At 72.1% G+C, this 25,253-nt stretch carries 23 protein-coding genes; 14 read left to right on the top strand and 9 right to left on the bottom strand.

Going from position 1 to position 25,253, the window contains the following annotated elements:
* Positions 1 to 145: 145 nt before the first annotated feature.
* The 4 genes from OHT01_RS19995 (at position 146) to OHT01_RS19980 (ending at position 4,189) form a co-directional block, all read left to right on the top strand.
* The gene (locus OHT01_RS19995) at positions 146 to 529 is read left to right on the top strand and encodes a winged helix-turn-helix transcriptional regulator (RefSeq protein ID WP_328554505.1); all 384 of its coding nucleotides are present in this window, start codon (positions 146 to 148) and stop codon (positions 527 to 529) included.
* A 421-nt stretch (positions 530 to 950) separates the two neighbouring features.
* Positions 951 to 2,351: a DUF2252 domain-containing protein gene (locus tag OHT01_RS19990; RefSeq protein ID WP_328554504.1), complete on the top strand. Its 1,401-nt coding sequence runs from the start codon at positions 951 to 953 to the stop codon at positions 2,349 to 2,351.
* Between the two features lie 701 nt (positions 2,352 to 3,052).
* Complete coding sequence (locus tag OHT01_RS19985) at positions 3,053 to 3,805, top strand: hypothetical protein (protein WP_328558180.1); 753 nt, start codon at positions 3,053 to 3,055, stop codon at positions 3,803 to 3,805.
* A gap of 36 nt (positions 3,806 to 3,841) precedes the next feature.
* Complete coding sequence (locus OHT01_RS19980) at positions 3,842 to 4,189, top strand: rhodanese-like domain-containing protein (protein ID WP_328554503.1); 348 nt, start codon at positions 3,842 to 3,844, stop codon at positions 4,187 to 4,189.
* Positions 4,190 to 4,201: 12 nt separating this feature from the next.
* Here OHT01_RS19980 and OHT01_RS19975 read toward each other — a convergent pair whose 3' ends face one another.
* From OHT01_RS19975 to paaA, 6 genes are all read right to left on the bottom strand, one after another.
* On the bottom strand, positions 4,202 to 5,335 hold the full coding sequence (locus tag OHT01_RS19975; protein WP_328554502.1) for an acyl-CoA dehydrogenase family protein: 1,134 nt from the start codon (positions 5,333 to 5,335) through the stop codon (positions 4,202 to 4,204).
* A 193-nt stretch (positions 5,336 to 5,528) separates the two neighbouring features.
* A complete protein-coding gene (locus OHT01_RS19970; protein ID WP_328554501.1) occupies positions 5,529 to 6,593 on the bottom strand; it encodes a 2Fe-2S iron-sulfur cluster-binding protein in 1,065 nt (354 codons plus the stop codon).
* Entirely contained in the window at positions 6,593 to 7,126 is a 534-nt protein-coding gene (gene paaD, locus OHT01_RS19965; protein WP_328554500.1) for a 1,2-phenylacetyl-CoA epoxidase subunit PaaD, read from the bottom strand. Before paaD ends, OHT01_RS19970 begins: the two co-directional genes overlap by 1 nt.
* Complete coding sequence (paaC, locus tag OHT01_RS19960) at positions 7,120 to 7,839, bottom strand: 1,2-phenylacetyl-CoA epoxidase subunit PaaC (RefSeq protein WP_328554499.1); 720 nt, start codon at positions 7,837 to 7,839, stop codon at positions 7,120 to 7,122. Before paaC ends, paaD begins: the two co-directional genes overlap by 7 nt.
* A complete protein-coding gene (gene paaB, locus OHT01_RS19955) occupies positions 7,836 to 8,123 on the bottom strand; it encodes a 1,2-phenylacetyl-CoA epoxidase subunit PaaB (protein ID WP_164372737.1) in 288 nt (95 codons plus the stop codon). Before paaB ends, paaC begins: the two co-directional genes overlap by 4 nt.
* Positions 8,120 to 9,160, bottom strand: a complete 1,041-nt coding sequence (paaA, locus tag OHT01_RS19950; RefSeq protein WP_328554498.1) for a 1,2-phenylacetyl-CoA epoxidase subunit PaaA — start codon at positions 9,158 to 9,160, stop codon at positions 8,120 to 8,122. The genes paaB and paaA overlap by 4 nt, the downstream gene beginning before the upstream one ends.
* Before the next feature lie 260 nt (positions 9,161 to 9,420).
* On the opposite strand from paaA, the gene OHT01_RS19945 reads away from it, so the two are divergent.
* The 3 genes from OHT01_RS19945 to OHT01_RS19935 are packed head-to-tail and all read left to right on the top strand — an operon-like array spanning position 9,421 to position 12,481.
* Complete coding sequence (locus OHT01_RS19945; protein ID WP_328554497.1) at positions 9,421 to 10,506, top strand: DUF5819 family protein; 1,086 nt, start codon at positions 9,421 to 9,423, stop codon at positions 10,504 to 10,506.
* Complete coding sequence (locus OHT01_RS19940; RefSeq protein ID WP_328554496.1) at positions 10,503 to 11,735, top strand: HTTM domain-containing protein; 1,233 nt, start codon at positions 10,503 to 10,505, stop codon at positions 11,733 to 11,735. Before OHT01_RS19945 ends, OHT01_RS19940 begins: the two co-directional genes overlap by 4 nt.
* Complete coding sequence (locus tag OHT01_RS19935) at positions 11,732 to 12,481, top strand: TrmH family RNA methyltransferase (RefSeq protein ID WP_328554495.1); 750 nt, start codon at positions 11,732 to 11,734, stop codon at positions 12,479 to 12,481. Before OHT01_RS19940 ends, OHT01_RS19935 begins: the two co-directional genes overlap by 4 nt.
* A gap of 18 nt (positions 12,482 to 12,499) precedes the next feature.
* Here OHT01_RS19935 and paaN read toward each other — a convergent pair whose 3' ends face one another.
* Entirely contained in the window at positions 12,500 to 14,215 is a 1,716-nt protein-coding gene (gene paaN / locus OHT01_RS19930) for a phenylacetic acid degradation protein PaaN (RefSeq protein WP_328554494.1), read from the bottom strand.
* 148 nt (positions 14,216 to 14,363) lie between these two features.
* Here paaN and OHT01_RS19925 point away from each other — a divergent pair, with 148 nt between their 5' ends.
* Both OHT01_RS19925 and OHT01_RS19920 read left to right on the top strand, forming a co-directional pair.
* Positions 14,364 to 15,878: a 3-hydroxyacyl-CoA dehydrogenase gene (locus OHT01_RS19925; RefSeq protein ID WP_328554493.1), complete on the top strand. Its 1,515-nt coding sequence runs from the start codon at positions 14,364 to 14,366 to the stop codon at positions 15,876 to 15,878.
* On the top strand, positions 15,875 to 16,462 hold the full coding sequence (locus OHT01_RS19920; RefSeq protein ID WP_328554492.1) for a TetR/AcrR family transcriptional regulator: 588 nt from the start codon (positions 15,875 to 15,877) through the stop codon (positions 16,460 to 16,462). The genes OHT01_RS19925 and OHT01_RS19920 overlap by 4 nt, the downstream gene beginning before the upstream one ends.
* 116 nt (positions 16,463 to 16,578) lie before the next feature.
* On the opposite strand, the gene OHT01_RS19915 is transcribed toward OHT01_RS19920, so the two are convergent.
* Positions 16,579 to 17,079, bottom strand: coding sequence for an Lrp/AsnC family transcriptional regulator (locus OHT01_RS19915; protein WP_328554491.1), 501 nt, complete (start codon positions 17,077 to 17,079; stop codon positions 16,579 to 16,581).
* A gap of 174 nt (positions 17,080 to 17,253) precedes the next feature.
* On the opposite strand from OHT01_RS19915, the gene pdhA reads away from it, so the two are divergent.
* The 5 genes from pdhA to OHT01_RS19890 all read left to right on the top strand — a co-directional run bounded on the left by pdhA (position 17,254) and on the right by OHT01_RS19890 (position 23,835).
* Positions 17,254 to 18,423, top strand: coding sequence for a pyruvate dehydrogenase (acetyl-transferring) E1 component subunit alpha (pdhA, locus tag OHT01_RS19910; protein ID WP_328554490.1), 1,170 nt, complete (start codon positions 17,254 to 17,256; stop codon positions 18,421 to 18,423).
* Positions 18,420 to 19,424, top strand: a complete 1,005-nt coding sequence (locus tag OHT01_RS19905; RefSeq protein WP_328554489.1) for an alpha-ketoacid dehydrogenase subunit beta — start codon at positions 18,420 to 18,422, stop codon at positions 19,422 to 19,424. Before pdhA ends, OHT01_RS19905 begins: the two co-directional genes overlap by 4 nt.
* Positions 19,424 to 21,034 carry a dihydrolipoamide acetyltransferase family protein gene (locus tag OHT01_RS19900; RefSeq protein WP_328554488.1) on the top strand — a complete coding sequence of 537 codons (1,611 nt, stop codon included), beginning with the start codon at positions 19,424 to 19,426 and terminating at the stop codon, positions 21,032 to 21,034. The genes OHT01_RS19905 and OHT01_RS19900 overlap by 1 nt, the downstream gene beginning before the upstream one ends.
* 180 nt (positions 21,035 to 21,214) lie before the next feature.
* Positions 21,215 to 22,390: a DUF6457 domain-containing protein gene (locus OHT01_RS19895; RefSeq protein WP_328558179.1), complete on the top strand. Its 1,176-nt coding sequence runs from the start codon at positions 21,215 to 21,217 to the stop codon at positions 22,388 to 22,390.
* Positions 22,387 to 23,835, top strand: a complete 1,449-nt coding sequence (locus OHT01_RS19890) for a molybdopterin molybdotransferase MoeA (protein ID WP_328554487.1) — start codon at positions 22,387 to 22,389, stop codon at positions 23,833 to 23,835. The genes OHT01_RS19895 and OHT01_RS19890 overlap by 4 nt, the downstream gene beginning before the upstream one ends.
* 201 nt (positions 23,836 to 24,036) lie before the next feature.
* Here the strand turns inward: OHT01_RS19890 and OHT01_RS19885 are convergent, their stop codons facing one another.
* Positions 24,037 to 25,146: a potassium channel family protein gene (locus OHT01_RS19885; RefSeq protein WP_328554486.1), complete on the bottom strand. Its 1,110-nt coding sequence runs from the start codon at positions 25,144 to 25,146 to the stop codon at positions 24,037 to 24,039.
* Positions 25,147 to 25,253: the final 107 nt, after the last annotated feature.

Here is a 25,253-nt window from a genome sequence, read left to right as displayed (position 1 = left end):
GGGATCTCCAGACAAACGGGGATGGACCGGGTGGGGGAGGAGCCGAGCCGAGCCGCCCGAGGGGCTTCTCTTTCGTTGCTAACTATAGATAACACAGCTACTTACTTTTTTTCATCCCCTTGTGTGGACGCAGTACCCTGAGGTCATGGCAGAACCGGGAAGCCACGACGTGGGGCCGTGTCAGAAGGTCGACGACGGCATGACCCGTGTCTTCACGCTGCTCGGAAAGCGCTGGACGGGTCTCGTGGTCGCGGTTCTGATGCAGCACCCCGTCCACTTCGCCGATCTGCGCAGGGCGATCCCGGGCATCAGCGAGCGGATGCTTTCCGACCGGCTCACCGAACTCGGCGCGGCCGGCCTGGTGGTGCGCGAGGTCAACGAGGGTCCCCCGCTGCGGGTTTCCTACCGGCTGACAGAGGCGGGAGCGGCGCTGGAACCCGCGCTCAAGGAGCTGGGTTCCTGGGCGGAGAGGTATCTGCCGGAGAGCGGAACCTGCCCGGACCGGCTGCGGACGCGGCCCGGGGCATGAGCGAACTCGCTTGAGTCCTCCCCGGGGTTGCCGCACCGGCGCCGACGACCGACGCGCGGACCCGGGTGTGCGCGTGGCTTGTTCCCCGTGCGCCGCTGGAGTTGTCCACAGGGTCTGACGCGTTTTCCCGACCGGCTGTACGGTCAGCACGAGTTGATGTTCGTGTGCGGGGGAGGCGGTCGTGATGGCCGAGATCGGTACAGCGGGTACGGAGCCGCGGACGGCGCCGCCGCGACAGGCGGGGCAGGCAGGACAGGCAGGACAGGCAGGACAGGCGGGATTGGTCGAGCAGGCCGGTCCGGCGCGGCAGGACAGCGGTGGCCCGCGGCCCGGGGACCCGTTGGCGCCCCAGTCCGAAGCGCGGCCCGCGTCGCAGCCCGGGTCGCGGTCGGAGACGCGGTCCTCGTCCGAGGGCGAGGCGGTGGCCGAGGTGTTCGGGGCCCGGGGCTTCGCTGTTCCGGGGTTCGCCGCCTGGCCGTCGAAGGACTCGCCCAAGGGAGAGGGAAAGGCGCTGCGCGGGCGCGTACCGCGAGGAGCCCATGCCGAGCTCCTGCTGGACGCCGACCGGCCGGACGCCGTGACCGCGGTCGAGGAGTCCAACAGGGGCCGGCTCGCCGAGCTCACTCCGATACGGGTCGGCAGGATGGCGGCCACGCCCTTCGCGTTCCTGCGCGGCTCCGCGGGCCTCATGGCGTACGACCTGGCCCGAACCCCGACGACCGGTGTCAACGCACAGATCTGCGGTGACGCCCACGCGGCGAACTTCGGTCTGTACGGGGACGCGCGCGGGGGCCTCGTCATCGATCTGAACGACTTCGACGAGACCGTGTACGGCCCCTGGGAATGGGACCTCAAGCGGCTCGCCACCTCCCTCGTGCTCGCGGGCCGGGAGGCCGGGGCGGACGAGGACACCTGTCGTGCCGCCGCGCTCGACACGGTGGGCGCGTACCGCCGCACCATGCGCCTGCTGGCCAAGCTGCCGGTGCTGGACGCGTGGAACGCCATCGCCGACGAGGAACTCGTCTCGCACGCCGACGCCCACGATCTGCTCGGCACGCTGGAGCGAGTCTCCGGGAAGGCGCGGGCCAACACCAGTGGGCGGTTCGCCGCCAGGTCGACGGAGGCCGTGGAGGGCGGCGGCCGCCGGTTCGTGGACGCGGCGCCCGTGCTGCGCCGGGTTCCCGACGAGGAGGCGGCCGCGGTCGCGGCATCCCTGGACCACTATCTGACGACGCTCTCCGAGGACCGCCTCCCCCTGCTGGCCCGCTACGCGGTGCACGACGTCGCCTTCCGGGTCGTCGGTACCGGCAGTGTCGGCACCCGCTCGTACGTCGTGCTGCTCCTGGACCATCGCGGCGAAGCCCTTGTGCTCCAGGTCAAGGAGGCCCGTGCCTCGGTGCTGCTCCCGCACCTCGCGACGGCCGGCCACCCGATGCCCCAGGTGGCTCACGAAGGCCGCCGTGTCGTCCTCGGGCAGAAGCGCATGCAGGTCGTCAGCGACATCCTGCTCGGCTGGACCTCGGTCGACGGCCTTCCCTACCAGGTGCGCCAGTTCCGCAACCGCAAGGGCAGCGTCGACCCCGCCGCCCTGGCCGCCGACCACATCGACGACTACGGCCGTATGACGGGCGCCCTGCTGGCCCGCGCCCACAGCCACAGCGCCGATCCGCGTCTCATCTCCGGCTACTGCGGCAAGAACGAGGAACTGGACGAGGCGATCGCCTCCTTCGCCGTCGCCTACGCGGACCGCACGGAGGCGGACCACGCGGCCCTGGTGGCGGCGGTCCGAGGCGGGCGGATCGCGTCCGAAGCGGGGGTGTGACCGGGGGGCCGTCCGGGCCGCCCGGCCGCGCGGAGGGTCCGCTCCATCGGCGCCGGTCACCAGGGTGGTCCGACCGGTGTGAGCCGTGGGCTTCCGGTCCCGGCGCCAGGTCCGATGCTGGGACTCGGCCGCTGAACCGGCCGCTGAACCGGCCGCTGAACCGGTGGTAGGTCCCGGTAGCGGCGCGAGTGGTGCGCTGCTTCGGTGATCGGAGCGGTCGGGATGATCGGGGTGGTTGGGGTCATTGGGGTCGTTGTGGCCGGTCAGGTGGCTGTAGAGGCGGGGAAGGCAGTGAGCCGCGCGGGAGTGTGGCCTACGCTGGTCGGGTGACGACCCCGGAAGCCGATCAGAGCCAGTCCGAGCCCACCTTCGGGGGGGACCGGGAACCCTCCGGTGCCCCGGAGGGCAAGACGCCCCAAGCCTCCCCCGGCGACGGCGGCGGCATCACGGACGCGGAGGGCGCGGACGCCCCCTCCGGCGCCCAGGAAGCTCCCAGGAACGAGGTCCGCACCGAGGACCGGAGTGCGGCCGACGGCGGGGATCCGAGCGGAGCCCGGCCCGAGGAGCAGGCCGGGACCCGGCCCACCGGGCAGCACGAGGAGCAGCCCGCGGGGCAGAGCGAGGTTCGGGCCGATGAGGGCCGGAGCCGGAGCCGGAGCCAGGATGAGGACACCCGGCCCGAGGCACGGCTCGAACGGGCCGTGCGAGCGGCTGAGCAGGCGTTGATCGAGTTCGAGATCGCCGTGGAGACCTTCCGTGTCGAGGTCGACAACTTCTCCAGGCTGCACCATCAGAAGCTCGGTCCGATGTACTCGCGGCTCGACGAGCTGGAGGCCCAGATCGCCGAGGCGCGTGCCGCGCGCACCGGTGATCCGGAGGACATATTCAAGGCGCACGAGGCACGGGCGCGAGTCATGCCCATGCCCGGTGTCGAGGAGCTGTTCCACGGCTGGATGGACTCGGAGGGGCTGTTCCCCGAGGCCGTGGCGATGCTGACGGACCAGCCCGTGCGGCCCCCGCAGCGGGTGCGCCCCAGCGAGGAGGCCCGCAAGCTCTTCCGCGAGCTGGTCCGCAAGGCCCACCCCGACCTGGCGCAGGACGACGCCGAGCGCAAGCGGCGCGACGAGTTCATCGTCCGCGTGAACGCCGCGTACGCCCGGGGCGACGAGGCGTTGCTGCGGGAGCTGGCCCAGGAGTGGGCCGCCGGGCCGGCGCCCGAGGAGTGGAAGCCGAGCCGCAGCGAGGAGCTCTACGCCCGCCTCGAATGGCTCTCCCAGCGCAAGGAGATGCTCACCTTCGTCGCCCGCGAACTGGAGGAGAGCGCCATCGGAGCGATGCTCAAGATGGCTCCGGAAGACCCGGACCGTCTTCTGGAGGAGATCGCCGAACAGCTGCTGACGCAGGTCGGCGAGCGCGAGTACGAGCTGGCGGAGCTGACCGGGCAGACTCCCTGAGCTTCGCGGCCGGCGCGGTCGGGTAGCGTCGGAGGCATGAGTTTCGGAGCTGGTGTGCCCACGGTCGGGGTCGACAATCTCGCGGTCGAAGACTTCCTGCTGGACGTCCGGGAGGACGACGAGTGGGAGGCAGGTCACGCCCAGGGGGCGCTGCACATCCCCATGAGCGAGTTCGTCGCCCGGTACGGCGAGCTGACCGAGGCGGCCCCGCAGGACGGCCGGGTCAACGTGATCTGCCGCTCCGGTGGCCGTTCGGCCCAGGTCACGATGTACCTGGTCCAGCAGGGCGTCGACGCCGCGAACGTCGAAGGCGGCATGCAGACCTGGGAGGCCGCGGGCCGCCCGGTCGTGAACGGCAAGGGCGAGCCCGGCTTCGTGCTGTAGCCGCTGGACGCCTCACCCCAGGGGGTGCGCCGCCAGCAGATCGCCCAGGGCCTCCTCGTGTGCCGCCGCCGGGCCGAGCGACAGTTCCAGTTGCTTGGCCCAGGCGTGGTACCGGTGCAGTGAGTAGTCGGTGTCGGCGCCGAACCCTCCGTGCAGATGCTGTGCGGTCTGCACGACCCGGCGTACCCCCTCCGATGCCCAGATCTTGGCGACGGCGACGTCACCGCAGGCCGGGAGCGCGCCCGCGGCGCCCGTGCTGATCCGCCAGGCCGCCTGCCAGAGGGTGGCCTCCATCGCACGCAGGTCGATATAGCGGTCGGCGGCCTGCACGGCGACCGCCTGGAACGTGGCGACCGGGAACCCGAACTGCTCCCGCTTGCCCGTGTATTCGCTCGTCATCCGGAGGACCTTCTCCCCGAGTCCGAGCGCCAGTGCACAGGTGCCGGTGACCAGCAGGTCGCGCAGCCACTCCCATGCGCCCGGTGTGTCGACCACGTTCCTGGAGGCGATCCGGGTGGACTCCAGCCGCAGCTCACCGAGCCGCTCACCGGTCGTGGAGATCTGCTCGGCGATCACGGCCCCTTCGTGCTCGCGGGGAACCAGGGCGAGCACGGTCCGGCCGGTGTCCGTGTGCGCGGGGACGACGACGAAGTCGGCGCCGTGGGCCCAGGGAACCGCCGTCTGTACGCCGTCCAGCACCCACGCCTCGCCGTCCCGGCGCGCTGTCACCGCGAGTTCGGCCGGGTCGTGGCCGGTCCTGCCGTTGGCGGCGACGGTCAGCACGAGTTCGCCCCGGCCGGCCCGCGCCGGCAGCTCCGCCCGCAGTTCCTCGCCGCCGTACCGCTGTACGGCCGCCGTCGCCGCGCTGCTCTCCAGCAGCGGCACCCGTGCCAGCACTTTCGCAGACTCCCGCAGCACCAGACACAGTGCGACCGCGTCGAGGCCCGCCCCGCCGGACTCCTCGTCGAGCAGCAGGCTCAGCAGATCCGCGTCGGCGAGCCGTGCCCACAGGGCCCGGTCGAAGTCCTCGGCGACGGCGCCCGCGGTGAGCGCGGGACTGGGCACGCCGTCCGGGGAGACTCCGGCGAACACCGCCTTCGCCGCCTCGACCGCCGCCTGCTGCTCCTCGGTGAAGGTGAAGTCCACGATCCCGTCCTCCCGCACACGTGCCGGACCAACGACCAGACGAGGCGCCTGATCTGACGGAGCGTCAAGATAGAACAGGTTCTACGAGAAGGGAACGGTCGCGATCGGTCGTCCGCGTGGCGGGCCGAGCGGTCGTCGGCCCGCCACGACGGGACCGGCGGGCGGAGTCGCGTCGACGGTGTGTCCGCCGGACTCAGCGGTCGAAGTCCAGCTCCACTTTCTCCGTGGCCGGATGGGACTGGCAGGCCAGTACGTACCCGGCCTCCGTCTCCTCCGGTTCCAGCGCGAAGTTGCGGTCCATCCGCACCTCGCCCGAGACCAGGAACGCCCGGCAGGTGCCGCACACGCCGCCCTTGCATGCGTACGGCGCGTCAGGACGGTTGCGCAGCACCGCGTCCAGCAGCGACTCGCCGGCCTGGACGGGCCAGGTGCCGCCGCGGCCGTCGAGGCGTGCGGTCACCGTGCTGTGCGCGGGAGCCGGTACGGCGGACGCCGTCGTGATGCCGGCGTCCACGTGGAAGATCTCCTCGTGGATCCGTGCCCGCGTCACTCCGAGTCCGCGCAGCGCCCGCTCGGCACCCTGTACGAGTCCCATCGGCCCGCACAGGAACCATCCCGCCACCCGGTCCACGGGCAGCAGCGCCGGAAGCAGCCCGGCCAGCCGCTCCTGGTCGAGGCGCCCGGACGGGAGCCCGGCCTGCTGCTCCTCCCGGGAGAGGACCGTCACGAGCTGGAACCGCTGCGGATAGCGGTCCTTGAGGTCGGCGACCTCCTCCAGGAACATCGTCGAGGCCGACGTACGGTCGCTGCGGATCAGGCAGAACCGCGCGTCCGGCTCCCGCGCCAGCAGCGTCGAGACGATCGACAGCACCGGGGTGATCCCGCTGCCGCCCACCACCGCCGCGTACAGGCCTGCCGAGGGCTCCAGGGTGAAGCGTCCCGCCGGAAGCATCACCTCCACCTCGTCGCCGACGGCGATCTCCTTGAGCGCGTACGTCGAGAACGCGCCGCCGTCGACCAGCCGTACTCCGACCCGCAGGGTGCGCGGTCCCTCGCCGTCGGAGGCGGGGGCCGGTGAGCAGATGGAGTACGTACGGCGTATCTCGGTGCCGTCGACCACGCGGCGCAGGGCCAGATGCTGGCCCGCGGAGTGCCGGTAGTCCTCGCGCAGTTCCGCGGGCACCGTGAAGGTCAGGGCCACGGAGTCGTCGGTGATCCGGTCGACCGCGGCCACCGGGAGCGGGTGGAAGCGAGCCATCACAACTCCTTGAAGTGGTCGAACGGTTCGCGGCAGGACAGACAGCGGCGCAGCGCCTTGCACGCGGTGGACGAGAAGCGGCTGAGCAGCTCGGTGTCGGCCGAGCCGCAGGACGGGCAGCGGACGGGGTCAAGCTCCGGCGCGTCGGTGATCGTCCGGGTCGGGCCCAGGCCGAGCGCCACCGGACCGGCGGGACGCCCGCCACGCGGTGGTGCTATTCCGAACTCCCGCAGTTTGCGGCGGCCTTCGTCCGAGATGTCGTCCGTCGACCACGCGGGACTGAGCACCGTACGCACGGACACATCGCGGATGCCGTGCTCGTGCAGCACCCGCTCGATGTCCATGGACATGGCCTCGACGGCCGGACAGCCGGTGTAGGTCGGGGTCAGTTCGACCTCGACGGAGTCGGCGCTGAGGACGTGCACGGCGCGCAGCACACCGAGATCGTCCAGGGTGAGAACGGGGAGTTCGGGGTCGAGTACGGAGCCGGCCAGTCTGCGCAGCTCCTCCTCCAGGGCGGTCGCCGTCACCATGACGCCCCCGGGTGGCTGCGGTGCAGATGCTGCATCTCGGCGAGCATCCGCCCGAAGGACTCGGTGTGCAGTCCCTGGCGCCCGGCGCCCGCCGCCCACGCCCCCGACTGCGGCCCCTCGGGGACCGGCAGCGTGGCACGGCGCAGGGTGGCTCCCACGGACTCCAGCCAGGCGGCCCGCGTTCCCTCCCAGTCGATGTCGACGCCCTCGACCGGCTGGAACATCTCACCGGTGAAGCGCCACAGCGCGTCGCACGCCCGGCGCATCCGCCCATGGCTCACGTCCGTGCCGTCACCGAGCCGCAGTGTCCACTGCTCGGCGTGGTCCTGGTGGTAGGCGACCTCTTTGACGGCCTTGGCGGCGAGTGGGGCGAACTCGCTTTCCCCGGCTGCCAGTTGAGCGTAGAGAAGTCGCTGGTAGGTGGAGAAGTAGAGCTGGCGGGCGATGGTGTGCGCGAAGTCGCCGTTCGGCTGCTCGACCAGCTGGAGGTTGCGGAAGGCGCGCTCCTCGCGGAGATACGCCAGCTCGTCCTCGTCACCGGCCATGGACAGCAGAACCCGGGCCTGGCCGAGCAGGTCCAGCGCGATGTTGGCCAGGGCGACCTCCTCTTCGAGGACGGGCGCGTGGCCGGCCCACTCCCCCAGACGGTGCGAGAGCACCAGGGCGTCGTCGCCGAGGGCCAGGGCCGCCGCGGTGGTCACGGTGGGAGTCACAGGTGCTTCACCCCTTCCGGGATCTCGTAGAACGTCGGGTGCCGGTACGGCTTGTCCGCGGACGGCTCGAAGAACGGGTCCTTCTCGTCGGGCGAGGAGGCCGTGACGGCTGCGGACGGGACGACCCAGATCGAGACGCCCTCGCCGCGGCGCGTGTACAGATCGCGCGCGTTGCGCAGGGCCAGCTCGGCGTCCGGCGCGTGCAGGCTGCCGGCGTGGGTGTGCGAGAGCCCGCGGCGCGAGCGCACGAAGACCTCCCACAGCGGCCAGTCGGTGTTCGTCATGCTCGGGTCGCTCCTGTCTCACCGGTCGTGCTCGCGGAGCCACCGGTCCCGCTCGTGTGCTTGTCCGCGTACATGGCGGCCGCGTCCCGGACCCACGCGCCCTCCTCGTGGGCGCTCCGGCGCTGGGTGATCCGCTGTTCGTTGCACGGGCCGTTGCCCTTGAGGACCTCCCAGAACTCCGTCCAGTCGATGGCGCCGAAGTCGTGGTGTCCCCGCTCTTCGTTCCACACCAGGTCGGGGTCGGGCAGGGTCAGACCGAGGGACTCGGCCTGGGGTACGGCTATGTCGACGAACCGCTGGCGCAGCTCGTCGTTCGAGTGGCGCTTGATCTTCCACACCATCGACTGGGCGGAGTGCGAGGACTCGTCGTCGGGCGGGCCGAACATCATCAGGGAGGGCCACCACCAGCGGTCCACCGCGTCCTGTGCCATCGCGTGCTGCTCGGGGGTGCCCTGGCTCAGGGCCAGCAGCAGCTCGTACCCCTGGCGCTGGTGGAAGGACTCCTCCTTGCACACGCGGACCATCGCGCGCGCGTACGGACCGTACGAGCAGCGGCACAGGGGGACCTGGTTGGTGATCGCGGCGCCGTCCACGAGCCAGCCGATGGCGCCGACGTCGGCCCAGGTCAGCGTCGGATAGTTGAAGATCGACGAGTACTTCTGGCGGCCGGAGTGCAGCTTGTCCAGCAGTTCGTCCCGGCCGACGCCGAGGGTCTCGGCCGCGCTGTACAGGTACAGGCCGTGTCCGGCCTCGTCCTGGACCTTCGCCATCAGGATCGCCTTGCGGCGCAGCGAGGGCGCGCGGGTGATCCAGTTGGCCTCCGGCTGCATGCCGATGATCTCGGAGTGGGCGTGCTGCGCGATCTGGCGGACCAGGGTGGACCGGTAGGCGTCGGGCATCCAGTCCCGCGGCTCGATGCGTTCGTCGGCCGCCACCGCGGCGTCGAAGACGGCCTCGTATGCCGCTGTGCGCGCCGCTTCGTCGGCGGCTTCGTCCGCCTGTGTGCGGGCCGTGTGGTGCGCTGATGCTGTCGCCATGCGGTCCCCCTCGACCTCTCTCCCGACCGACCGATCGTTCGGTTCGCTCGCAACAATGGTCGGTCGGTCGCCGTACGCTGTCAACCGCTGTGGATGACCTCGTGCGCGTCGGTGTGGCCGTTGTGGCCCATGGGGCTGTGCCGAAGGGGCGCGTCTGAGTACCGTTCGCCTGCGAACGTCGTGGTGTGGTGGTACGCGGCGGTACGGTGCCCGCAGTCCGGGGGCCGAAAGCCGGACGCGGGATCGTGAATCGGGGCGGGATGGACGCGAACGACGAGGGCTCGAAGCCGGAGCCTGGGCCGGGTGCGCCCGAGGGGGCCGTGCCCGGGGTCGCCCGGTCCGACGGCGCCCGGTCCGACGGCGCCGCGTCCGAGGACGCCGCGCCGGACACGGTCACCGGCGCCAGGACGTCCCCCGACGAGCCGGCGACCGACCCTAGGAGGGCCGACGGTACGAGGGCCGACGGCACGAGAGCCGACCGGACGAGGGCCGAGGCGGCCACTCTCCCGGAGCACGGGGAGATCGGGCCGGAGGCTGTCCCGCCAGCGGAGTCGGCGGAGCCGGAGTCCGACGCGACCGGACCTGCGGTGGCCGCTCCCGCGGGGCCCGAGATGGTGGGGCCCGAGATGGTGGGGCCCGAGGCGGTGGGGCCCGAGGCGGCTGATTGTCCGGGGGTCGAGGAGCCCGCGGGGCTGGCCGCGCTCTCGCTCCGCTATCAGATCGTCGCCGCCCTCGCCCTGGCCGTCGTGGCCGTCGCCTCCTGTGTGCACCTCGGGATGGTGTTCCTGCACGTCGCGCCCTCGAACACGGTGACCAGGCAGCACGGCCGCGCGATCGACGAATGGATCTACCCCGAGTTCGAGCAGAACTGGAAGCTCTTCGCCCCCAACCCGTTGCAGCAGGACATCGCGGTCCAGGTCCGCGCCCTGGTCCGTACCCCGGACGGCAGTGGTCGCGAGACCGGCTGGTACGACCTGTCCGCGCTCGACGGACTCGCCATCGACGGGAACCCGCTGCCGAGCCACACCCAGCAGAACGAGCTGCGCCGCGCCTGGGACTTCTACGCCGGCACGCACGACGCCCAGAACCGCCCCGCGGGCCTGCGCGGCGACCTTTCGGAGCAGTACCTGCGCCGTATCGGCGTGCTGCGTCTGGACCGCGAGCACGCGGGTGGCGCGGGCGCCGTCGTCGAACGCGTCCAGTTCCGCTCCCTGACCACCGACGTGCCGCCTCCCTCGTGGAGCGGGGAGAAGGTGTCCGACCGGCCCGTCGTCCGTGAGCTGCCCTGGTGGGCCGTTCCGGCGAGCGACCGCGCGGACGCGGTGACGGAGGCGAGCGCCCGATGAGCCGATTCGCTCCGACGGTCGCGCGCGGCATCGCCAGGGTCACGGAGTCCGCCCTCGGCCCGTACCAGAGCGCCGTGATCCGTATCGGCTTCGCCGCCACCTGGCTGCTGTTCCTGCTGCGCGAGTACCCCCACCGCCAGGAGATGTACGGGCCCGACGGACCCTGGAGCTGGGACCTCGCCCGGCAGCTCGTGGCGAGCAACCACGCCTTCACGGTCCTGGTGTGGACCGACAGCCAGATGTGGTTCGAGACCGTGTACGCCCTCGCCGCCCTCACCGGCGCCCTGCTGCTGGTGGGATGGCGGACCCGCACGATGTCCGTGATCTTCATGATCGGCGTGCTGTCGCTGCAGAACCGCAGTGTCTTCATGGGGGACGGCGGGGACAACGTCCTCCACCTGATGTCGATCTACTTGGTGTTCACCCGCTGCGGCCAGGTGTGGTCCCTCGACGCGCGGCGCGACCGTCGCGCCCGTGAGGCACGCGCGCGTGGCGAGCGGCCCCGGCCCGACCGGGCGGGCCCCGCGCTGTGGGCGGGGTTCGGGGTCGTGCTGGCGGTGGCGACGGGCGCGGGACGGATCGACGGGGGCGTCCTGGGCGGCTGGCTCACGGTCCTCTGGGGGCTGTGGGCGGTGCAGGGTCTGTGGTGGACCGTCGGCCGGGTCGCCCGTACCGCGGAGCCGCGCGTCCTGCTGGACGTCGTGGCGAACCTCGTGCACAACGCGGCTTTGATGATCATCATGGCCGAGGCGTGCCTGATCTACGCGACCGCCGGCTGGTACAAGATCCAGGGCTCGCGCTGGCAGGACGGCACCGCCGTCTACTACCCCCTCCACCTGGAGTCCTTCTCGCCGTGGCCGGCCCTGTCCGACCTGCTGTCCGCGCACGGCACGATCGTGATGCTCGTCACCTACGGCACGGTCGTCGTGCAGGTCGCCTTTCCCTTCACCCTGTTCAACAGGCGGGTCAAGAACGTCCTGCTGGCGGCCATGATGACCGAGCACGCCGTGATCGCCGTGGTCCTCGGGCTGCCGTTCTTCTCGCTCGCGATGATCGCCGCGGACGCCGTGTTCCTGCCGACGTCCTTCCTGCTGCGCCTGGGCGGACTGGTGGCACGCGCGCGTGGAGGGCTGTTCCCCCGCGGCGGCCGTACGGTGCCGGGGCCCCGGGAGCCCGAGCCGGGCGTCCCGGAGGAGTCCGGGCGCGCGCACGTAGGCTTCACCGCATGACCGACCCGGTACGCGCCTGGCGCCAGCTCGCCGACGAATCCGTCCTGCTCGACGGCTTCCACGCCCTCAAGCACGCGGTGCGCTTCGGAGCACGCGTCCCGGTCGCCGTCACGACCGACCGGGACGCGGTCCTCGCGCTGGCCGACGAACTCGCTCCCGACGTACGCGCCGTTCTCGACGAGCTGCTGACCGAGGTCGCGGAGGCGGCGTTCACGGCCCTGGTGCCGCGTCCGCACCCCACCTCGGTGGCCGCTCTCGCCGTACGGCCCTCACGCGCCGTCAACCTGGAGACGCTGGCCCGTACGCCCCGCACGACGCCGGTGGTCGTCCTCGACAATCCGCGCAACCTCGGCAACGCCGGCGCCGTGATCCGGCTCGCCGCGGGCTTCGGCGCGACCGGAGTGGTCACGACGGGCACGCTCGACCCCTGGCACCCCACGGTCGTCCGCGGCGGGGCCGGCCTGCACTTCGCGACCGCCGTGGAGCGCCTGACGGTGGACGAACTGCCGCCGGGACCGGTGTTCGCGCTCGACCCGGAGGGCCAGGACATCCGCGGGTCCAAGCTTCCCGACGACGCGCTGCTCGCGTTCGGCTCGGAGCGCAACGGTCTTTCGGCCGAACTGCGGGCCCGTGCCGATCACTTGGTGTCCCTGCCGATGCGCCCCCAGGTCTCCAGCTACAACCTCGCGACCAGTGTGGCCATGACGCTGTTCCACTGGAGCGCCACCGGGGGCGCACCCGCGTAGGGGCTCACGCCCCCGGTCTCACGCCTCCCGGCGGATCTCGATCACCCGGAAGCGGTTCGCCACGAACGCTCCGTCACACAGAGCCGCGTTGGCCGCGCCGTTGCCGCCCGAGCCGTGGAAGTCCGAGAACGCGGCCGTCTGGTTGACGTAGACCCCGCCCGTGAGGTTCAGGGAGAGCTGGGCGCACTCCTCCAGGCAGGCCTCCCGCACCTCGCTCTCGAACGCCTCGTCGGTGGTGTACGCGCCGACGGTCATCGCGCCCTTGTCCCGGACGGTGCGCCGCAGCAGCTCCACGGCGTCCGCCGCCGAGTCGACCGCGACGGCGAAGGAGACCGGCCCGAAGCACTCGCTCATGTAGGCGGCCTCCTCGTCGGCGCCCTCGGCGGTCTCCCAGGACTTGCGCGCGCCGTCGAGCTTCACGATGACGGGCGAGCGCACGACGGCGCCCGGGAACTCAGGGTTGTCGATCTGCCGCGAGGGCAGGGCGACTTCGCCGAGTCCGGCGGCGGCCTCCAGACGGGCCTTCACGTCCGGGTTCACGATGGCACCGAGCAGCGCGTTCGCCCGGGCGTCGTCGCCGAGGAGTCCGCCGACCGACTTGGCGAGGTCGGCGACCACCTCGTCGTAGGACTTCTCGCCCTCGTCCGTACGGATGCCGTCGCGGGGGATCAGCAGGTTCTGCGGGGTGGTGCACATCTGGCCGCTGTACAGCGACAGGGAGAACGCCAGGTTGGACAGCATCCCCTTGTAGTCGTCGGTCGACTCCACGATCACCGTGTTGACGCCGGCCTTCTCCGTGTAGACCTGCGCCTGGCGGGCGTTGGTCTCCAGCCAGTCGCCGAAGGCGGTGGAGCCGGTGTAGTCGATGATCCGGATCTCGGGGCGGGTGGCCAGCGTCTTCGCGATGCCCTCGCCGGGACGCTCGGCGGCCAGCGCCACCAGGTTCGGGTCGAAGCCGGCCTCGGTGAGCACCTCGCGCGCGACCTGCACGGTCAGCGCGAGCGGGAACACCGCGCGCGGGTGGGGCTTCACCAGGACCGCGTTGCCTGTGGCCAGGGAGGCGAACAGGCCCGGATAGCCGTTCCACGTCGGGAAGGTGTTGCAGCCGATCATCAGCGCGATGCCGCGCGGGACGGGCGTGAACTGCTTGGTCAGCGCGAGCGGGTCGCGCTTGCCCTGGGGCTTGCTCCACTCCGCGGTGTCGGGGGTGCGGACCTGCTCCACGTACGCGTACGCCACCGCTTCCAGGCCGCGGTCCTGCGCGTGCGGGCCGCCCGCCTGGAACGCCATCATGAAGGCCTGGCCGCTGGTGTGCATGACCGCGTGCGCGAACTCGTGCGTGCGGTCGCTGATCCGCTTCAGGATCTCCAGGCAGACCACGGCGCGGATCTCCGCGCCCGCGTCGCGCCATGCGCGCTGCCCCGCGCGCATGGCGGGCAGCAGGGTGTCGATGTCCGCGTGCGGGTACGTGACGCCCAGCTCGATGCCGTACGGCGACACCTCGCCGCCGACCCAGTCGTCCGTGCCGGGCTGACCCAGGTCGAGGCGCGTGCCCAGGAGGGCGTCGAAGGCCGCCTTGCCCTCGGCCATGCCGAGGCTGCCGTGCTCGCCGTACGCCTTGGGATGCTCGGGGTGCGGGGACCAATACGCGCGCGTGCGGATCGCTTCCAGTGCCTGATCGAGCGTGGGGCGGTGCTGGGCGATCAGCTGGTGCGCGGTGGGTTCGGCGGCCATCAAGGACCAACTCCTCGTCTCTAGAGCTCCTCGTCGAGCTCGCGAGCTGGGCAGGAATGGACAGTCAGGGTTAGAGTAACCGAACGATCGGTCGGGACAAGGGGGTCCGCCGCATCTGTGGAAAACGGCGTGCGGGAGGATCGCGCACATGACAGCACTCGACCTCAGCAGCCCCGTGGCAGTCGTCGGCACCGGCACCATGGGCCAGGGCATCGCCCAGGTCGCGCTGGTGGCGGGCCACCCCGTGCGGCTCTACGACATGGCTCCCGGGCGTGCCGCGGCGGCCGCCGAAGCGATCGGCGCCCGTCTCGACCGGCTCGTCGCGAAGGACCGGCTCACCGGCGCCGACCGGGACGCCGCGCGGGCCCGGCTCCAACCGGCCGAGAGCCTCACCGACCTCGCGGACTGCGTGCTCGTCGTCGAGGCGGTGCTCGAACAGCTCGACGCCAAGCAGCGGCTGTTCAGTGACCTCGAAGACATCGTCGGGGACGACTGCCTGCTCGCCACCAACACCTCCTCGCTGTCCGTCACGGCCATCGGCGGCGCGCTGCGCAACCCGGGCCGCCTGGTCGGACTGCACTTCTTCAACCCGGCGCCCCTGCTGCCCCTGGTGGAGGTCGTCTCCGGGTTCGCGACCGACGTCACCTCGGCCACGCGCGCGTACGAGACGGCCCGCGCCTGGGGGAAGACGCCCGTCGCCTGCGCGGACACACCCGGCTTCATCGTCAACCGCATCGCGCGGCCCTTCTACGCGGAGGCCTTCGCGGTCCACGAGTCCCAGGCCGCCGACCCCGCCACCATCGACGCGGTCCTGCGCGAGTCCGGCGGGTTCCGGATGGGCGCCTTCGAGCTCACCGACCTGATCGGGCAGGACGTCAACGAGTCCGTCACGCACTCCGTGTGGCAGTCCTTCTTCCAGGACGTGCGGTTCACGCCCTCCCTCGCCCAGCGACGGCTCGTCGAGTCGGGCCGCCTGGGCCGCAAGACCGGACACGGCTGGTACGACTACGGGGACGACGCCGAGCGGTCCGAGCCGCACACCGCGGAGAAGGCGCAGCCGCCCGCCTACGTCGTCGCCGAGGGCGACCTGGGCCCCGCCGCCGATGTCCTCGGCCTGATCCGCGAAGCGGGCATCCAGGTCCGGGAGGACGAGGAGGACCACGGCACCCGCCTGGTCCTGCCGAGCGGCGGCCAACTGGTCCTCGCCGACGGCCAGACCTCGGTCGAGTTCCGCGACGTCGTCTACTTCGACCTCGCCCTCGACTACCGCAAGGCCACCCGGATCGCCCTGTCGGCGTCCCAGGACACCGCTCCCCAGACGCTCTCCGAGGCCATCGGCCTCTTCCAGGCGCTGGGCAAGGACGTCAGTGTCATCGGGGACTGCCCCGGCATGATCGTCGCCCGCACGGTGGCCCGGATAGTCGACCTCGCGCACGACGCGGTCGCCAAGGGCGTGGCCACCGAGGAGGACATCGACACCGCGATGCGCCTCGGTGTCAATTACCCGCTGGGCCCCTTCGAGTGGAGCCGCAGGCTCGGCACGAACTGGTCGTACGACGTCCTGGACGAACTGCACGTCCGCGATCCTTCCGGGCGCTACGCCCCGTCCCTGGCGCTCTACCGCCACGCGTACGCCAACGAGAAGCGGGAGGGCACCCAGTGACCACCGCCAAGCGGGACACGTACACCCCCGAGACGCTGCTCTCCGTCGCCGTCCAGGTCTTCAACGAACGCGGCTACGACGGCACCTCCATGGAGCACCTCTCCAAGGCGGCCGGCATCTCCAAGTCGTCGATCTACCACCACGTCGCGGGCAAGGAGGAGCTGCTGCGGCGCGCGGTGAGCCGGGCGCTGGACGGCCTCTTCGAGATCCTCGACGAGGAGCACGCGCGCGTGGGGCGCGCCGTGGAGCGCCTGGAGTACGTCGTACGGCGCATGGTCGAGGTGCTCACCTCGGAGCTGCCCTACGTGACGCTGCTGCTCAGGGTGCGCGGCAACACGGGCACCGAGCGGTGGGCGCTGGAGCGGCGCCGCGACTTCGACCACCGGGTCGCCGAACTCCTGAAGGCCGCGGCCGCGGACGGGGACGTGCGCGGCGACGTGGAGGTCCGGCTCGCCACCCGGCTGGTCTTCGGAATGATCAACTCACTCGTGGAGTGGTACCGCCCCGACGCGCGGGGCATGGGCGCGCGCGAAGTGGCCGACGCCGTGGTGGTGCTGGTCTTCGGAGGGCTCCGCCAGGAGTAGTGAGGCACCACACGGGCCCCGCGGTGCCGCGCTCCGCCAGGAGCCGTGAGGCCCGCCGACAGGCAGTGGGCAGGGGCCGGGGTCGCGCGGGCCGTGAGGCGCCGGCGCCCGGCGTTTCAGCCCTCCGGCTCCAGGTCCTCCTCCTCGAAGACGAGCAGCGTCCGGCTGCTGAGCACCTCCGGGATGGACTGGAGGCGGGTGAGGACCAGTTCGCGCAGCGCCCGGTTGTCCGGCGTGTGCACCAGGAGGAGCACGTCGAAGTCACCGCCCACCAGGGCGATGTGCGAGGCCCCGGGGAGCACCCTCAGCCGCTCCCGCACCGTGCGCCAGGAGTTCTGCACGATCTTGAGGGTGATGTACGCCGATGTGCCCTGCCCTGCGCGTTCGTGGTCGACGCGTGCCCCGAAGCCGCGGATCACGCCGTCCTCGATGAGGCGGTTGATCCGCGCGTAGGCGTTGGCCCGCGACACATGGACCCGTTCGGCCACGGAACGTATGGAGGCGCGGCCGTCCGCCTGGAGCATGTGAAGGATGTCCTGGTCGATCGCGTCGAGCGGACGGGCGGGCGGCGCGACGGGTCCGGCCTCCGGCGGCTCGGCCATTTGTTCAGGTGCCATGTCCCCCCGCCTCCCTACCATGGACGTACTGCATCCATCTCAGGCTGTGGAGAACCGTTTGTCCACAGCCTGGCGGCGCCTGTAGCCAAAATGTGCCGACGACCGAACAATCGGTAGGTGAGGCGCGTCACACCCGTGACGCGTCTGAAGCCGCTCCCACGAGGAGGTGCCGTCATGACGGTCATGGAGCAGCGAGGGGCCTACCGGCCCACGCCGCCGCCCGCCTGGCAGCCCCGCACCGACCCCGCGCCGCTGCTGCCCGACGCGCTGCCCCACCGCGTGCTCGGCACCGACGCGGCCGCGCAGGTCGATCCGGCCCTGCTGCGCCGTCTGCACACGGAGCTGGTGCGTGGCCGCCGCTACAACGTCCAGGCCACCGCCCTCACCAAGCAGGGCCGTCTCGCCGTTTACCCGTCCAGCACGGGGCAGGAGGCCTGCGAGGTCGCCGCCGCGCTCGTACTGGAGGAGCGCGACTGGCTCTTCCCCAGCTACCGGGACACCCTCGCCGCCGTCGCCCGGGGTCTCGACCCCGTCCAGGCACTCACTCTTCTGCGCGGCGACTGGCACACCGGCTACGACCCGCACGAGCACCGCGTCGCGCCCCTGAGCACCCCCCTCGCGACCCAGCTCCCGCATGCCGTGGGCCTCGCGCACGCCGCCCGCCTCAAGGGCGACGACGTGGTCGCGCTCGCCCTGGTCGGCGACGGCGGCACCAGTGAGGGCGACTTCCACGAAGCGCTGAACTTCGCCGCCGTGTGGCGGGCGCCGGTCGTCTTCCTCGTACAGAACAACGGATTCGCCATCTCCGTCCCGCTCGCCAAGCAGACCGCCGCCCCGTCACTGGCCCACAAGGCCGTCGGTTACGGGATGCCGGGCCGCCTGGTCGACGGGAACGACGCGGTCGCCGTGCACCAGGTTCTGAGCGAGGCCATCGCCCACGCGCGCGCGGGCGGCGGTCCCACCCTCGTCGAGGCCGTGACCTACCGCATCGACGCCCACACCAACGCCGACGACGCCACCCGCTACCGCGGCGACTCCGAGGTCGAGACCTGGCGCGGGCACGACCCCGTCACGCTGGTGGAGCGCGAGCTGACCGAGCGCGGTCTGCTCGACGAGGCCGCCCTTCAGGCGGTGCGCGACGACGCCGAGGCGATGGCCGCGGACCTGCGCGAGCGCATGAACCAGGACCCGGTGCTCGACCCCATGGATCTGTTCGCCCATGTATATGCCCGACCCACTCCTCAACTGCTTGAGCAGGAGAGCCAGTTGAGAGCGGAGCTGGACGCCGAGGCGGACGGCTCGCTCGGAGCGGGCCCGCACGGCCCGGAAGGAGCCGGGCGATGACGACCGTTGCCCTCAAGCCGGCCACCATGGCGCAGGCACTCGGACGCGCCCTGCGCGACGCCATGGCCGCCGACCCCGCCGTCCACGTCATGGGCGAGGACGTCGGCACCCTCGGCGGCGTCTTCCGCGTCACCGACGGGCTGGCCAAGGAGTTCGGCGACGACCGCTGCACGGACACCCCGCTCGCCGAGGCCGGCATCCTCGGCGCGGCGGTCGGCATGGCCATGTACGGTCTGCGGCCGGTCGTGGAGATGCAGTTCGACGCGTTTGCCTACCCGGCGTTCGAGCAACTGATCTCGCACGTGGCGAAGATGCGCAACCGCACGCGGGGCGCCATGCCGCTGCCCATCACGATCCGCGTCCCCTACGGCGGGGGCATCGGCGGCGTCGAGCACCACAGCGACTCCTCCGAGGCGTACTACATGGCGACCCCGGGCCTCCATGTGGTCATGCCCGCGACCGTCTCCGACGCCTACGGACTGCTGCGCGAGGCCATCGCCTCCGACGACCCCGTCGTCTTCCTGGAGCCCAAGAGGCTGTACTGGTCGAAGGATTCCTGGAACCCGGACGAGCCGCCGGCCGTTGAGCCGATAGGCCGCGCGGTGGTGCGGCGCTCGGGCCGGAGCGCCACGCTGATCACGTACGGGCCGTCCGTGCCCGTCTGCCTCGAAGCCGCCGAGGCGGCGCGGGCCGAGGGCTGGGACCTCGAAGTGGTCGACCTGCGCTCCCTGGTGCCGTTCGACGACGAGACGGTCGCGGCGTCGGTGCGGCGGACCGGACGAGCGGTCGTCGTGCACGAGTCGGGCGGGTTCGGCGGACCGGGCGGAGAGATCGCGGCCCGCGTCACGGAGCGCTGCTTCCACCACCTGGAGGCGCCGGTGCTGCGGGTCGCCGGGTTCGACATCCCGTATCCGCCGCCGATGCTGGAGCGGCACCACCTGCCCGGCGTCGACCGGATCCTGGACGCCGTCGGGCGTCTGCAATGGGAGGCGCAGAGCTGATGGCACAGGTGCTGGAGTTCAAGCTGCCCGACCTCGGGGAGGGACTCACCGAGGCGGAGATCGTCCGCTGGCTGGTGGAGGTCGGCGATGTCGTCGCCGTCGACCAGCTCGTCGTCGAGGTCGAGACGGCCAAGGCGATGGTGGAGGTCCCCTGCCCTTACGGCGGTGTGGTCACCGCCCGTTTCGGCGAGGAGGGCACGGAACTGCCCGTGGGGGCGCCGCTGCTGACCGTCGCCGTCGGCGCCCCGGCCGGGGCCGAGGACAGCGGGACCGACCAGGACGACCGGGCCGACGAGGGCTCCGGGAACGTGCTGGTGGGTTACGGCACGGGAGCTCCCCCGGCACGGCGCCGGAGGGTGCGCCCCTCCGGTGGCGTCATGGCCGGTGGCCGACGGACGGCCGGCCCGTCCGCGGGGACACCGTCGTCCCCGGCGGGCACGGGCACCTCGGCAGTCCGTCCCGAGCAAGGCCGTCCCGAGCCCAGCCGTCCCGAGCAGGACGGTCCCGACTCCGGTCGCCCCGAGCCCGTCGGCGCCCCGCAGCAGGATGAGGCAGGCCTGGCGCGGACCACCCGGAACGGCGTCGCCACGCGACGAGGTGACGGTCCCGTACCGGTCATCTCGCCCCTCGTGCGACGGCTCGCCCGGGAGAACGGCGTGGATCTGCGGGAGCTGGAGGGCTCCGGTCCCGAAGGGCTGATCCTGCGGGCCGACGTCGAGTACGCGCTGCGCGCCGCGGCGGCCGGCCGGCTGCGGTCGTCCGTCACCACCGAGCCGTATCCCGTTCCGGCGGCCGGTCCCGGCTCCGACGCGCTCGCCGCGGCATCCTCGTACGACCGCGCTCCGGCTGCGGCGACCTCGTACGCGGACATCGCGTCGGTCGTGCCCGGTGCGGCCGGTGTCTCCCGCGGGACCGGCCCGCAGGGAGTCCGTGTCCCGCTCCGGGGTGTCCGCGGTGCCGTCGCCGACAAGCTCTCGCGCAGCCGGCGCGAGATTCCCGACGCGACCTGCTGGGTGGACGCCGACGCGACCGAGCTCATGCAGGCACGCAGGGCGATGAACGCGGCGGGCGGGCCGAAGATCTCCCTGCTCGCCCTGCTGGCCCGGATCTGTACCGCGGCGCTGGCCCGGTTCCCCGAGCTCAACTCGACGGTCGACCTGGAGGCCCGCGAGATCGTCCGGCTCGACCAGGTGCACCTGGGCTTCGCGGCCCAGACCGAGCGCGGCCTCGTCGTCCCCGTCGTACGGGACGCGCACACACGGGACGCCGAGGGGCTGAGCGCGGAGTTCGGCCGGCTGACCGAGGCGGCCCGGACCGGGACACTGACGCCCGGGGACCTCACGGGCGGCACCTTCACTCTGAACAACTACGGGGTGTTCGGCGTCGACGGTTCCACGCCGATCATCAACCACCCCGAGGCGGCCATGCTCGGCGTCGGCCGCATCATCCCCAAGCCCTGGGTGCACCAGGGCGAGTTGGCGGTGCGCCAGGTCGTCCAGCTCTCGCTCGCCTTCGACCACCGGGTCTGCGACGGCGGTACGGCGGGTGGTTTCCTCCGGTACGTGGCGGACTGTGTGGAGCAGCCGGCGGTGCTGCTGCGAACCCTGTAGGTCCGGCGGTCCGGCCACCCCCGGTCCTCAGGCCGTGCCCTGGGGGTGGCGCTGATCCTTCGGGCGCCCATACTCGGGGGCATGACCGCGTACGAGCCCGAGGGCACGACCGGGCGATCGGGCAGCTCCGGCCCGCAGGGCACCCCCGGTGCCGATGCCGATGCCGGGTACGACGCCGTCGTGCTCGCGGGCGGTGCGGCCCGCCGGCTCGGCGGTGCGGACAAGCCCGGCGTGCGGGTGGGCGGCCGGGCGCTGCTGGATCGGGTGCTGGCCGCCTGCGCCGGGGCCACCCGCACGGTGGTCGTGGCCGAACCCAGGCCCACCGCACGCCCCGTGGAGTGGGCCCGTGAGAACCCGCCGGGCGGGGGCCCGCTCGCCGCGCTGGACGCCGGACTGCGGCACACCGCGGCTCCTCACGTCCTCGTGCTCTCGGCCGACCTTCCGTTCCTGGACGAGGGGACGGTACGGCGCCTGCTGGAGACTCTTCGCACGGGTGGCACTCAAGGGACCGTGCCCGCTCGGCCGGGCGGCACTCAAGGGACCGCGCCTGCTCGGCCGGGTGGCACCCTAGGGCCCGAGCCCGTTCCCGCGGGTGCCGTCGACAGGACCCCGGCCGCCGACGAAGGCGTCCGTCCGGATGCCGATGGGCTCGTCAGCAGCCCCGACGGGCCGGGCAGCAGCCCCGACGGGTCGGCCACCAGCCCCGACGGCGTCGACGGTGTTCTGCTCACCGACCCCGACGGGCGGGATCAGCCTCTCGTGGCGGTCTACCGCGCGGACGCGCTGCGCCGTGAGCTGGCCGTGCTCGCCGCCGCGCACGGGGAACTCGGCGGGCTGCCGCTACGACGGCTCGTCGCCGCCCTCGACCTCACTCGGATCACCGACCCCGTGGCGTCCTTCGACTGCGACACCTGGGACGACATCGCCGCCGCTAGAGCACGCATCAGGGAGCATGGGCACGTGCTGGATGAATGGATTTCCGCAGTCAAGGACGAGCTGGGCATCGACCTGGACGTCGACACCGGCGTTCTGCTCGACCTGGCCCGCGACGCCGCGCACGGCGTGGCCAGGCCGGCCGCCCCGCTGACCACGTTCCTCGTCGGTTACGCGGCCGGGCGGGCCGGCGGCGGCCCGGAGGCGGTCGCCGAGGCTGCCCGCAAGGCGGTGGCGCTCGCGCTCCGCTGGGCCGACGAGGACACCCCCGAAGCCGAAGCCGAAGCCGAAGCCGAACCGAGGACGACGGCCGACACCGCGTCGCCCGCCACCGCTCCTGCCCCAGGTGCCGAGCCCGCAACCGCTTCCGAGCCCGCAACCGCTTCCGAGCCCGCCACCGGCGCAGAGCCGGACGCCGGATGACCGCCGCCCGCTCCACCCGGGACAGCCAGGACGCCGACGACTTCGACGTCGAGGAGGCGCTCGCCCTGGTCAAGGGAGTCGGTGCCCGTCCGCCCGGCGAGCCCGGCCGGGCGGACGGCGCTGTCCCCGGACCTACGGGAACCGACATGGCAGCGGTCCCCGCACCCGACGCACCGGGCGAAGGCAAGGGCGGGCACGCCCATCACCGGGCCGTTCCCTGGGCCGAGGCCCGAGCCGTCGCCGAGCGGGCCGCCCGTTCCGTGCCCCGCCGCAGCCCCGTATCGGTCTCCCTCGACGCCTCGCTCGGCCTTGTCCTCGCCGCTCCTCTGACCGCGCTCACGGACCTTCCCTCCTTCGACACCTCCGCCATGGACGGCTGGGCGGTCGCCGGACCCGGGCCCTGGGAGGTGCGGGAGGACGGCGTGCTCGCCGGACACGCCGAGCCGGAACGGCTCGCCGACGGCGAAGCGGTCCGGATCGCCACCGGAGCGCGTGTTCCCCGGGACGCGACCGCTGTCCTGCGCAGTGAGCACGGCCGCCTCGACGACAAGGGGCGGCTGCACGCGGGCGGGGCGCAAGCCCCCGGCTCCACCCGGTCGAGGGGGACCCTGGTCGTCGCGCACGGGCAGGACATCCGCCCGCGTGGCCAGGAGTGCCGCAGCGGCGACCAGTTGCTGCCCCTCGGAGCGCTGGTCACGCCCGCCGTGCTGGGCCTCGCGGCGGCCGCCGGGTACGACACGCTCACGGTCGTCCCCCGCCCGCGCGCCGAAGTTCTGGTACTCGGCGACGAGTTGCTCACCGAGGGGCTGCCCCGGGAGGGCTTCATCCGGGACGCGCTCGGCCCCATGCTGCCGTCGTGGCTGCGGTCGCTCGGTGCCGAGGTCATCGCGGTGCGCCGACTCGGCGACGACGCCAAGGCGCTGCACAAGGCGATCACCGGTTCCCGGGCCGACCTGATCGTCACCACCGGCGGTACCGCGGGGGGCCCGGTCGATCATGTCCACCCCACGCTGCGCCGACTCGGCGCCGAACTCCTGGTGGACGGCGTCAAAGTGCGGCCGGGACACCCGATGCTGCTGGCCCGCACCCAGGAGAACCAACACCTCGTCGGTCTGCCCGGCAACCCCCTGGCCGCTGTCTCCGGACTGCTCACGCTCGCTGAGCCACTTCTGCGCACGCTGGCCGGACGGGCGGCTCCGGAGATGTACACGCTGCCCCTCAGGGACGCCGTGCAGGGGCACCCGTACGACACCCGGATCGTCCCCGTCTCGCTGCGCGGCGACCGTGCCGCGCCGCTGCACTACAACGGCCCGGCGATGTTGCGGGGCATCGCCGCCTCGGACGCGCTCGCGGTCGTACCGCCCGGTGGCGCGAGGGCCGGGCAGGAGCTGGACCTCATCGATCTGCCGTGGGCCAGCGCGGGGATCGACGCCTGCTTCGTCTGAGCCGGTCAAGGGCGGGAGCGGCACGAGACCGAACGGGGAGTGTTTCACGTGAAACCGCCGAGGACGCTCGGTGCGGTCCGCGGTGGTCCGCGGTGGTCCGCGGCGGTTCGCAGCGCTCCTCGGCGCTCCTCTCGGCTCCTCCGCGGTCCGCGATCCGCGGCGATGTCACCCAGTGGCTCGGACGGGAACGGTGCGGCCTGCTCAACGAGCGGGCGCCGCCTGTCTGATCGAGATCACACGGTCTCCGGCCTGGAGACTGGCGGCCTGTGGCTCGGTGTAGTCGAAGACGGTCTTTCGGCGCACGACGGCCACGACCAGATCCGTGCATTCCCGGGGTGACCGACCGACCTCGTCCACTGTCACGGGACGCTCCACGAGGTCGAGTCCGCTCCCGTAGGTCATCAGATTCTCCAGAGCGTCCGCGACATGGGGGTTGGCCATGCACACACCGAGGAGGCGCCCCGCGGAACTGGAACTGGTGACGACGGTGTCGGCGCCGCTCTGCTTCAGCAGCGGAACGTTCTCGTCCTCCCGCACCGCGGCGACGATGGTCGCGCGCTTGTTGAGCTGACGTGCGGTGAGGGTGACCAACGCGGCGGTGTCGTCGCGCTGCGGGGCGACGATCACCTGCGCGGCACTTTGCAGCTCGGCCTTTCGGAGGGTGTCCGAGCGGGTGGCATCTCCGAGCACGGACACCAGACCGTCGCCTCCCGCGGCCTCCACCGCCTTCCGCTCCGGGTCGACGACAACGATCCTGTCCTTGCGGATGCCCTGTCCCAGAAGCGTCTCGATGGCCTGCCGGCCCTTGGTGCCGTAGCCGACGACGACCACGTGATCGCGCATGCGGGAACGCCAGCGATGGACGCGCACCTGTTGGCGGGTGCGCTCGGTGAGCACTTCGAGCGTCGTTCCGACCAGGATGATCAGGAAGAGGACGCGCAGCGGTGTGATGACGAAGATGTTGATGAGCCGGGCCGTGTCGCTGACCGGGGTGATGTCCCCGTATCCGGTGGTGGAGAGGGTGACGGTCGCGTAGTAGGCGGCATCGAGGAAGTCGACGCTGCCGTCGGCGTTGTCGTTGTAGCCGGCACGGTCGAACCAGACCAGAAGCGTCGTGACGAGCAGGACCACCAGGGCCATGGCCAAGCGCCGTAGAACCTGTTGGAGCGGCGGCACGCTGCTCACGACGGGCATCGTGATGGAACGTCCGGCCTCGGCGTCGTCCAGGGCCTCGGCCCGTGACCGGTACCAGAGAGACCGGAGAATCGAGAACTTCCCGGTCTTGGAGCGCGGTTGCTTCTCGTCGTTCAACGTTTGTCCCCTGCGACGGTGATCCATCGAGTCGGCACCATGATGGCGGATCAAGTGCTGTCGGTGGCGCAGGGAGCCGACCGTCGGCATGCCCGACGCGGGAGCGG

Origin of the sequence: Streptomyces sp. NBC_00358 (assembly GCF_036099295.1) — a bacterium.
Taxonomy (GTDB): domain Bacteria; phylum Actinomycetota; class Actinomycetes; order Streptomycetales; family Streptomycetaceae; genus Streptomyces.
Note: the sequence above shows the minus strand (reverse complement) of the source record. Positions and strands in the feature narration are given on the sequence as shown.